At 56.6% G+C, this 9,832-nt stretch carries 12 protein-coding genes; 6 read left to right on the top strand and 6 right to left on the bottom strand.

What is annotated here, in order from left to right; all coding sequences use genetic code 11:
• The 3 genes from ABLV07_RS00190 to ABLV07_RS00180 are packed head-to-tail and all read left to right on the top strand — an operon-like array spanning position 1 to position 2,370.
• Complete coding sequence (locus tag ABLV07_RS00190) at positions 1-414, top strand: hypothetical protein (protein ID WP_015704480.1); 414 nt, start codon at positions 1-3, stop codon at positions 412-414.
• 7 nt (positions 415-421) lie between these two features.
• Entirely contained in the window at positions 422-1,837 is a 1,416-nt protein-coding gene (locus ABLV07_RS00185; protein ID WP_126027537.1) for a DUF4832 domain-containing protein, read from the top strand.
• 11 nt (positions 1,838-1,848) lie between these two features.
• Positions 1,849-2,370, top strand: a complete 522-nt coding sequence (locus ABLV07_RS00180; RefSeq protein WP_015704478.1) for a serine acetyltransferase — start codon at positions 1,849-1,851, stop codon at positions 2,368-2,370.
• Positions 2,371-2,457: 87 nt separating this feature from the next.
• On the opposite strand, the gene crl is transcribed toward ABLV07_RS00180, so the two are convergent.
• The 3 genes from crl to gpt all read right to left on the bottom strand — a co-directional run bounded on the left by crl (position 2,458) and on the right by gpt (position 4,724).
• Entirely contained in the window at positions 2,458-2,856 is a 399-nt protein-coding gene (crl, locus tag ABLV07_RS00175) for a sigma factor-binding protein Crl (RefSeq protein ID WP_116299614.1), read from the bottom strand.
• Between the two features lie 57 nt (positions 2,857-2,913).
• Positions 2,914-4,158, bottom strand: coding sequence for an esterase FrsA (gene frsA, locus ABLV07_RS00170; protein ID WP_015368041.1), 1,245 nt, complete (start codon positions 4,156-4,158; stop codon positions 2,914-2,916).
• 107 nt (positions 4,159-4,265) lie between these two features.
• A complete protein-coding gene (gene gpt / locus ABLV07_RS00165; protein WP_002889733.1) occupies positions 4,266-4,724 on the bottom strand; it encodes a xanthine phosphoribosyltransferase in 459 nt (152 codons plus the stop codon).
• A gap of 257 nt (positions 4,725-4,981) precedes the next feature.
• On the opposite strand from gpt, the gene pepD reads away from it, so the two are divergent.
• A complete protein-coding gene (pepD, locus tag ABLV07_RS00160; protein WP_015368040.1) occupies positions 4,982-6,439 on the top strand; it encodes a cytosol nonspecific dipeptidase in 1,458 nt (485 codons plus the stop codon).
• Positions 6,440-6,458: 19 nt separating this feature from the next.
• The gene (locus ABLV07_RS00155) at positions 6,459-6,596 is read left to right on the top strand and encodes a hypothetical protein (RefSeq protein WP_015368039.1); all 138 of its coding nucleotides are present in this window, start codon (positions 6,459-6,461) and stop codon (positions 6,594-6,596) included.
• A gap of 424 nt (positions 6,597-7,020) precedes the next feature.
• Here ABLV07_RS00155 and ABLV07_RS00150 read toward each other — a convergent pair whose 3' ends face one another.
• Together ABLV07_RS00150 and dinB are read right to left on the bottom strand one after the other, a co-directional pair.
• A complete protein-coding gene (locus tag ABLV07_RS00150) occupies positions 7,021-7,482 on the bottom strand; it encodes a GNAT family N-acetyltransferase (protein WP_015368110.1) in 462 nt (153 codons plus the stop codon).
• 2 nt (positions 7,483-7,484) lie between these two features.
• Positions 7,485-8,540, bottom strand: coding sequence for a DNA polymerase IV (gene dinB, locus ABLV07_RS00145; RefSeq protein WP_015704475.1), 1,056 nt, complete (start codon positions 8,538-8,540; stop codon positions 7,485-7,487).
• Between the two features lie 159 nt (positions 8,541-8,699).
• On the opposite strand from dinB, the gene ABLV07_RS00140 reads away from it, so the two are divergent.
• The gene (locus ABLV07_RS00140) at positions 8,700-9,560 is read left to right on the top strand and encodes a glycerophosphodiester phosphodiesterase family protein (RefSeq protein ID WP_015704474.1); all 861 of its coding nucleotides are present in this window, start codon (positions 8,700-8,702) and stop codon (positions 9,558-9,560) included.
• 56 nt (positions 9,561-9,616) lie between these two features.
• Here ABLV07_RS00140 and nqrM read toward each other — a convergent pair whose 3' ends face one another.
• The gene (gene nqrM / locus ABLV07_RS00135; protein ID WP_015368113.1) at positions 9,617-9,832 is read right to left on the bottom strand and encodes a (Na+)-NQR maturation NqrM; all 216 of its coding nucleotides are present in this window, start codon (positions 9,830-9,832) and stop codon (positions 9,617-9,619) included.

The raw sequence follows: 9,832 nt of genomic DNA, 5'->3' as shown, positions 1-9,832 counted from the left end.
GTGCCGAAATCTACAGCAGAACTGGTGGTCGAGCGCTTCTATGCCGCGCTTGACCAGGAGGTTGAAACCTCATTAACCGCGGAGCAGAAACGGGGAATCGAGCAGGCGTTGGTGCGCGCCAACCTGGCGTCACGCCATCGCATCGATTTTCGCCACAGCTTTCCCTTCCTGCATCGCCGCTATTTCGTGGTATTTCTTTTTGGTCGGGATCTGCGCAAAGTTTCGCGCGAAAGCACTCTGTTCGGACGCATCTTCGCGACGCTGCTGATTACGCTTGGCGTGGTGTTCGCCCTGCTGTCGATCCTACTGGCGCTCTATATGTTGAAATCAGCGTTAGGCATTGATGTATTTAAAAATTTCCACGTCGGTATCTGGACGTGGTTTGTTAATCTTCATGACCACATGACAAAGTGAATTGAGTATGGCGATATTATCTCTGCATAGCGCTCCTCTGTTTCGCGCCCTGCTACTGGCCAGCGCGCTGGCGTCAGCATCCGTTGGCGCGCAAACCACGGTCATCACCCCGCCTCCTTTCGACGGCCTGCTCACCAATCCGGGCATCGGCGTCGCCAGCTTTCATGATGGCTATGGTGAAAAACCGACCCGCGCCGAGTATCCCGATACTGGTTTTGAATACGATCGCTTCTACTGGAGCGAGCTGGAGCCACAGGAAGGGGTCTACAATTTCGCGCCGATCGATAATGCTTTTAGCGTCGCCGCCAGCCATCAGCCAGCCATGAACGTCGGCCTGCGGGTAATGGCGCTCGACGAGCCGCAAACGGGATCGAAAATTCCCGACTGGCTGATCGCCAAAGGGATCAAAGGACAGTGGGTCGCCGACGGTAAAACCTTCGTGCCGGATCTCAGCGATCCAACTTTTATCACCTATGCGCAGAAACTGTTGAATGCCCTCGGTCAGCGCTATGACGGCAACCCGGAACTGGCCTTTATCGATATCGGCATGGTCGGCTCCTGGGGCGAATGGCACAACTCCAACTTTAGCGAGATTCCGCCGTTAATGGAGAAGTACACGCCGGAGCAGCTCAATCGCTATGTTGATATGCATTTCGATAGCTTCCCGAAAACGCCGAAAGTCATGCTGATTAGCGGCGGCGATTCGCTGGCCTGGGCCAGCCGCCGCGGCGCGGGCTGGCGGGCGGACTGCTGGGGCGACTGGCATAACTTCTCCAGCGAATGGAGCCATATGCGCGATGATTATCCGCAGCGTCTGGCCGCCGCTCAGGCCGCGGCGCCGGGGTTTGTCGATAGCTGGAAACGGGCGCCCGTCAGCCTTGAGATCTGCGGCTATATGAGCGAATGGCAGAGCGTACAGCACTACACGCGTGAAGAGGTGCAGGCCACCTTCGACTGGGCGCTACAGCAACACGCCAGCAGCCTGAACCTGAAATCACGACCGATTCCGCCGGAATACCGCGATATTGTCGATAAAGCCTTACTGCGAATCGGCTACCGTTTCCGGGTCAACAAACTCGCCTTCGAAACGCCGGTTAAGGCTGGTAAGCCGTTAGCGGTCAGTGTTACCTGGCGTAATGATGGCGTCGCCCCGGCCTACCTGTTCTACCCGGTACAATGGCGCGTGGTCAACGCCGCCGGCGCCACGGTTACCCAGGTAAAAACCCAGGATGACGTGCGCCGCTGGCTGCCGGGGGAGATGCAAAGCACTGTCACTCTCACGCTACCCGCCTCGCTGCCCGCCGGCGATTACGCGTTGCAGACCGCCATTACCGATGCCCAGGGCAAGCCGCGGCTGCTGCTGGCCAACCAGGGTAAAACCGCCGACGGCTGGTATCAACTGACCGCCTTTTCCCTTAAGTAAACGGAGAATTCATGCCTAATGCCATCAGCCAGGTCCGCCGCGAGATCAAACATACCGGCAGTATGAAGGCGAAAATCGCGATTCTGCTCTATCGCCTCGCGACGATGTATCGCAGCCGCAACCCGTTTTACAAGCTGCTCGGCATTCCATTCGTTATTCTCAATAAACTGATTAACGAGTGTCTGTTTTGCGTCGAACTACCGTGGCAAACGCGGATCGGCTACGGGTTGAGGCTGTACCATCCACACTGCATCGTCCTCAACCGCGGCACCGTCATCGGTGAAAACTGTATCCTGCGTCAGGGAGCCACCATCGGCAGCCTGACGGATAGCGAAGGCCGCGAAGGGGCAAGCCCGATGATTGGCAATAACGTCGAATTCGGCGCCCACGTGGTGGTCATCGGCCCGGTGACGTTGGGTGATAATGTCAAAATTGGCGCGGGTACCGTGGTGACGAAAGATCTGGCCGCCGGGCAGGTAGTGGTCGGCCAGCCATTCCGGGTGTTGTCAACTCATCGCGAAGTGCAGGAATAACGGCTGAAGCGCCGTGACCTGATGTCAAGTATCATCGTTGGCGGTCATCCGCTTCCCGCGGCAGGAAGCGGATGCCAAAAGCCGGGTTTACGCGCGCAGGCGAACCAGTTCGCTGAAATCGTCAGCCGGTTCGAGTTTCAGATTGAACGTTGCCAGCAGCGCCGCAGCGCGCTCGTGGAACTCACGCAGCGTTTTTTCGAGTCTTTCACGAACCTCGGGATCGTCGATGTCGACCGCTTGCCAGTCACCCTCTTTATCGAACAGGCCGAACTGGTAGCTATAAGTGAAACGAGATTCCTGTGCTTCCATTTCCATCCACCAGCCCCAGAATTCCCGCTTCTCCGGCGCTGGTTTAACGTTGACGCAAACTGCCAGGCAGTCGAAAAAAAAGCGGTTTTCTTCACACTGCCCTTCACGGATATAGGGGCCTAGCGCCGTGAATTTTTTAATCAGCTTACTTTTCAGGTGTCCACTCGGTAACGTCATTGCGATCTCCTTTAGTGATGCAACTGTTTTACCAAACCAATAAAATTTAGCAATATATTAACCAAATCTATGGTTGATCCAGCGGGCAATCTGACGCAATGCGTGATCGAAATTACGGTAAACCGGCTTAAACGGTATCTCCAGCAGCTTGCCATCCGCCGAGGAGGAGGTGATTAACCGCGACTCCTCTTCGGGGCTAAAGGGATCATCTTTCCAGTAGCCGGAGAGCATCGGCGTAGGGCAACGGCGGCCCAGCAAGCCCTGAGTTTTTAATGAATAACGGTTAAGTTCGACGCGCAGCGCTTCGTCGGAAGCATCGTGCATGCCAAGACGCGATGCCAGCACATCGAGGAACATCTCCGGCACCCGCGCCATCAGTTGCGGATCCACCAGCAGGTTGTGCACCACCGGCCCCAGACAGGCCACCGCCTTCAGCCGCTGCGACTCCAGATACCCCAGACGAACCGCAATATTGGCGCCGAAGCGGAAACCAAATGCCGCCACCCGGGTATGGTCAACCCAGGGGACATTCTGCAGATGCTGTAGCACGTACTGATGCAGCATGCTGGTGTCCTGGCTCAACGTCCACTTGGTTGAGAAACCGATGGACGGCATGTCCAGCGTCAGCATGGCGATCCCCAGCGGGGCAAAATACTTCTCATACAGGCTGTAATAATCGGTTTGCAGCGAATCCAGACCGCCGCACATCAGCACCGTCGGGAACGGGCCTTCGCCTTTCGGCATATGCAGGAAGCCCGTCACCGGGGCGCCGCCGGGAATAGCGAACTCCAGTTCACGCAGCTCGCCAGGCAGACGTTGCGCCGCCTCTTCATAGGCCCGATTGGCCAGCGTCTGCGCCTGATCGGCCAGCCCATCGCCCTTGATATGCGGGTAGGCGGCGATGCTATAGAGGTTGGAGGCGTGCAGCCAGTGGCGACCGCTCTGCAAAGGATCGGCTTCCTGAGTCGCTTTTTGCTGCCACATCATCGCTTGTTTAGTCCACTCATACACCCAGTTGCCGCCGCGATAGCCAATCACCGTATCGTAGAGCTCCGGGTCAGAGCGCTCGGCATCGCTCATCACGATGCGCGCCTGGACATCCCATATCTCCTGCGGCGAGACGCCGCGCCAGATCCACATCAGGCGATTGATTAAGCGATACCAGTGATCGACGTGATTACCGCTCAGCGCGGTCTGCATGCCCTGATGCTGGCCGGATGAAAACCGACGGACCAGCGTTGAGGTTTCCGGGTATTTGAATCGGGGTTTAAACAACGTTTCGCTAAGGTTAGCCTGTGACATGTGCCGCCTCCATCATGTTGCTGCTTTCGCTATTGTAACCCGCGTCAGGGTAAAAAAAACCACGCCCGGCATAACCGGGCGTGGTAATTATTCACGATTGGCGGGAATTAACGGCCAGCGATTGGCGGGACGAAGACGACGCCCATATCCCACGGCTGTTCAATCCAGGTATCCTGCGGGATATCAACCACATAATCATCAACCAGCGGACGGCCCGCCGGCTTAGCGAAAATGGTGACAAAGTGTGCTTTAGGATACATTTCGCGAATAGCGACGGCGGTGCCGCCGGTATCGACCAGGTCATCAATAACGATGAAACCTTCGCCATCGCCTTCAGCGCGCTTCAGTACTTTCAGTTCGCGCTGGTTGTCGTGATCGTAGCTAGAGATACATACGGTATCAACATGACGAATACCCAGTTCACGCGCCAGTAAAGCTCCCGGTACCAGACCGCCACGGCTAACGGCAATGATGCCTTTCCATTGTTCAACCGGCAGCAGACGGCTTGCCAGTTTGCGGGCGTGAATCTGCAACATGTCCCAGGTGACGACGTATTTTTCGCTCATGTGAATTGTCCCAGCCTGTGTATAACGGCTTAAATATTGTTCGAGGGGGAAAATGGTTGCGCGAGATTATAGAGACCTGACGCGCTAAAAACCAGTATTAAGCGCCTCCGGCAACGCTTTTTGCGTGCTTTACACTAGCAGAGCGCGTGGAAAGTGGTATTCTCAACCACATCGCGCAAGCCCGAGCTTGTAGTGAATCTTATTGCTAACCCTCGACCTGTAAACGACTTTTGCAGGTGACTGTAAGGAGACTCATCGTGTCTGAATTGTCTCAATTATCCCCGCAACCGCTTTGGGATATTTTTGCCAAAATTTGCTCCATCCCACACCCGTCCTATCACGAAGAACAGCTCGCCGAGCACATCATGGGTTGGGCAAAAGAGAAAGGCTTACACGCGGAACGCGACCAGGTTGGCAACATTCTGATTCGTAAAGGCGCGACCGCCGGTATGGAAAACCGCAAGCCGGTAGTTCTGCAGGCGCACCTCGATATGGTGCCGCAGAAAAATAACGATACCGTCCACGACTTCACCAAAGACCCGATTCAGCCGTACATCGACGGCGAGTGGGTTAAAGCGCGGGGCACCACCCTGGGCGCGGATAACGGCATCGGTATGGCCTCCGCGCTGGCGGTGCTGGCCGACGATAGCGTTGCCCACGGCCCGCTGGAAGTGCTGCTGACCATGACCGAAGAAGCCGGTATGGATGGCGCGTTCGGTCTACAGGCCAACTGGCTGCAGGCGGATATCCTGATCAATACCGATTCGGAAGAAGAAGGCGAAATCTATATGGGTTGCGCCGGCGGTATCGATTTCACCTCTAACCTGGCGCTGACTCGCGAAGCGATTCCAGCCGGTTTCCAGAGCTTTAAACTGACCCTGAAAGGCTTAAAAGGCGGCCACTCCGGCGGTGAAATCCACGTCGGCCTGGGCAACGCTAACAAGCTGCTGGCGCGCTTCCTGGCGGGCCATGCCGATGAACTGGATCTGCGTCTGGTCGATTTCAACGGCGGTACGCTGCGTAACGCTATCCCGCGTGAAGCCTTCGCGACCGTCGCCGTCGCCGCGGACAAAGCGGATGCGCTGAAAGCGCTGGTGAATACTTACCAGGATATCCTGAAAAACGAACTGGCGGCCAAAGAGAAGAATCTGGTCGTCCTGCTGGAAGCGGTCGCGAACGATAAAGCGGCGCTGACTCAGGCTTCCCGCGACGGTTTCGTGCGCCTGCTGAACGCGACGCCGAACGGCGTGATCCGCAACTCCGACGTCGCCAAAGGCGTGGTTGAAACTTCGCTGAACGTCGGCGTCGTCACCATGACCGACGACAACGTACAGATCCACTGCCTGATTCGCTCGCTGATCGACAGCGGTAAAGACTATGTTGTCAGCATGCTGGATTCGCTGGGCAAACTGGCGGGGGCGAAAACTGAAGCCAAAGGCGCTTACCCAGGCTGGCAGCCGGATGCCAACTCTCCGGTTATGCACCTGGTGCGCGAGACCTATCAGCGTCTGTTCAACAAGACGCCGAACATCCAGATTATCCACGCTGGCCTGGAATGTGGTCTGTTCAAAAAACCGTATCCGGATATGGACATGGTTTCCATCGGCCCAACCATTACCGGCCCACACTCCCCGGATGAGCAGGTTCATATCGAGAGCGTCGGCCAGTACTGGACGCTGCTGACCGAACTGCTGAAAGCTATTCCGGCTAAGTAAGCCCTATACCGGCGGCGCTATGCCGCCGGTTGTGCCTCCGGCCCCGGTGATGACCTGTTTTGTCGGGTGGCGGCTAACGCCTTACCCGACCTACGCCGGCTACAGTAATGTGCAGTTTGGTAGCCCGGATAAGGCGCAACGCGCCGCCGGGCAATAACCGCGGGTAAAGAGCCACTTTCGCGCCGGATGGCGGCTACGCCTTATCCGGCCTACGGTTCGTGGCCTCTACCCTGTACCCGTGGCTACTGAAACTGCCGGTGTTGGTGGCCTCAAAATCGCTGAGACGTTCCCGGCAGGCCGGGGCAGCCCGCATGGATGCGGGCTGAGGGCCGTGTTTTGCACGGACGCTGCCTCGGCCCGACCCGAAGCCTGCAGGGATAAGTCGAAGGTACCACGAAGTGGCGATTTTGGCGGCCAGAGCCCGGGGGTACAGGGGGCGGCGGCGACTGGCCGCCCCCTGTGCGCTCCCTGCGCCAGGAAAGCCATAACGCAGAAGAAATATCGGGAGCGCAATGTGCTCTGAATTAACACAAAACACGTGTTTTTCCCGGACCAAAAAAGTCGCAAACCGATAACAGTATCTATTCAGCCTTACCCGAACCGCGTTTTTCCATTCGATAGTTGGTGAACCTCTCTCCACGCGATTCTACTCGCTGCTCAGCGACGACACGAAATCCCTGACGAAGAAAACTGGATCGTGCCGTTATGCTCGCATCAACCGACAATATCTTTCCCGGAAGGCTGGCGCAGACCCCCCCGATGAGCGCATGACCGATTCCACGACGGGTATAATCCGGCGAGACGAAAAAGAGGTCGATATAATCATTATCGACAGTGATAAATCCAACCGGCTGATTATCAATAACCGCCACCAGCACTTGCGAATGCGCAAATTTCTGCCGCCAGCGGGATTCATCAACCTGCGCCCAGGCGGCAATTTGCGCGGGAGAATAATCCCGGCTGGCGGTCTCTTTAACCGCACGCAAAAAAATGGCGCACAGCGCCGGAAAATCCTCTTCTACATACGCCCTGATCGTTAACATCGTTATAGTCCAAGTACCAGTTGTCGTTCGAGCTGTGGGTCGAGCAGCGTCACGTGTAACCCCACCAGCCGCACGCCGCGACTGCCCCGACGCTCAAGCCAGGCGTTGCGCGCGGTCGCGATTAAATCCTCTTTGTTTAATCGCGGCCAGACGTGCTCCTGAGTAGTGAGCTGGAAATCGTTAAACTTCAGTTTAATGCCCTGACGCGCGATCAGTAGATCCGGTTTTACCTTCGCCAGACGGCGTTCCAGCTCGGGATAGAGATTTTCGATAATCGCTTCGCAGTCTGACCACTCGTGAATATCTTCCGCCAGAGTGCGCTCGACGCCGACCGATTTACGCTGACGATCGTTATGGATTTCTCGCTCGTCAATGCCGTGGCTGCGCTCCCACAGGATACGGCCAAACTTACCAAAACGTTTAAGCAGCATCGCCAGATCGCTGTTTTGCACGTCGCCACAGGTACGCAGCCCCATATTTTCCAGCTTCGCCGCCGACACCTTCCCGACGCCGGGAATTTTCGCCAGCGGCAGAGAGCGCACAAACTCCGCCACCTGATGCGGGGCAATGACGAACTGGCCATTCGGCTTGTTCATATCTGAGGCAATTTTAGCGAGGAATTTTACCGGCGCCACGCCCGCTGAAGCGGTGAGATTCAGTTCACGCTCGATGGTCTGGCGGATCTCCTGGGCCATCAGCGTGGCAGAGCCGTGGCAGTGTACGCTGTCGCTCACGTCAAGGTAGGCTTCATCCAGCGACAGCGGCTCGATTAACGAGGTATAGCGGGAGAAAATTTCGCGGATGTGGTTCGAGGCTTCTTTGTAGGCATCAAAGCGCCCCGGCAGCAGCGTGAGGTGCGGACACAGTTTAAGCGCCGTCGCCGTCGGCATCGCGCTGCGCACGCCAAACTTACGCGCAGGATAGTTCGCGGTACTAATCACGCCACGTTGTACCCGACTGCCGCCGATTGCAATGGGGATATCGCGCAACGCCGGGTTGTCACGCATTTCCACCGCTGCGAAGAAGCAGTCCATATCGACATGGATAATTTTACGCATCGCCTTGCCCAACACTGTATACCCATACAGCATAGCAAAACTACACGCAAATTTTATTCTTTTTTTAATTCAACCGCCAAAAAAGCTGTTACAACATAAAAGTGAAACAAATCACCTTTATTTTCATACATTTAAATAATGAATCAGGAAGATACAATCATGAAGAAAATACTCACGGTACTCTGTCTGCTGGCGACCGGCAGCGTTTTCGCCAATCCGCAGCTGATTGCCCACCGCGGCGGTACCGGCGATGCGCCGGAAAACACCCTACCGGCCATCAAACTGGCGCTGGAAAACCACGCGCAGGCCATCTGGGTCACGGTACAGCTAAGCCGCGATGGCGTACCGGTACTCTATCGCTCAAGCGATCTCTCCGCCCTGACCAACGCCGAGGGCAAGGTCTCAAGCTTAACCGCCGCCGAGCTGGCAAAAGTCGATGCCGGCTGGAAATGGGGCGATGACAGCCATCCGTGGCGCGGCAAGCAGGCCACGATCCCGACCTTACAAAGCGTGCTGCAGCAGTGGCCGCAGACCTTCTTCTACATCGATATAAAATCACCGGATGCCGATCCGGCGGTGATGGGCGAACGCCTGCTGGAGGTGTTAAAAAATACCCATAGCCTCGACCGGGTACGGGTTTATTCCACCGAAGACCGCTATATCGCCGCTCTGCCGCAACCGATCCCCCGCTTTGTTAGCCGCAGCGAAACCCGAACCAGGCTTGCAAACGTTTCGCTCAGCCACCAGTGCCAGCAAGACAGCCAGCGCGATGGCGATAAGTGGTACGGGCTGGAACTAAAGCGCAAGGTGGAGGTAGTCGAGAAGTTTACCCTTGGTGAAGGCGTTTCTCCGGCGACGCTCACCTGGGATAAAGAGGCGATGGATTGCTTCCGCTCGCAGGGCCAGGCCCACATCATTTTCTTCGGCATCAATAGCGCGGAAGATTATCGAACGGCGAAAGAATTAGGCGCCGACGGCGTGATGGTGGATTCTCCGGCGCAGGCGAAAAACTGGCAGTAAGATAAAAAAGGCCGCGAAAGCGGCCTGAAAAACACAAGCGTAGCGCCGTCGGCGCATTAGAGAATGCGCTGCTGCTGGCGCTGCGCCTCGCGGGCGAGACGTTTCTTACGCGCGTCGCACGGCTCCGGACAGTCGCAGACTTTCTCCAGCCCCAGCGAGGAGATCCCGCCGCAGCTGCCTTGAATACTCTTACGCTTCACCAAGTAGCCCAGGGACATGCCGAGGATCACCAGCGCAAAAATCACAAAGGTCGCGACAAATACCGTCCACAT

It is taken from the genome of Klebsiella sp. CN_Kp097, assembly GCF_040064495.1.
Lineage (GTDB): Bacteria > Pseudomonadota > Gammaproteobacteria > Enterobacterales > Enterobacteriaceae > Klebsiella > Klebsiella aerogenes.
The sequence above is the reverse complement of the archived record's forward strand: the minus strand, read 5'-3'. Positions and strand labels throughout refer to the sequence as shown.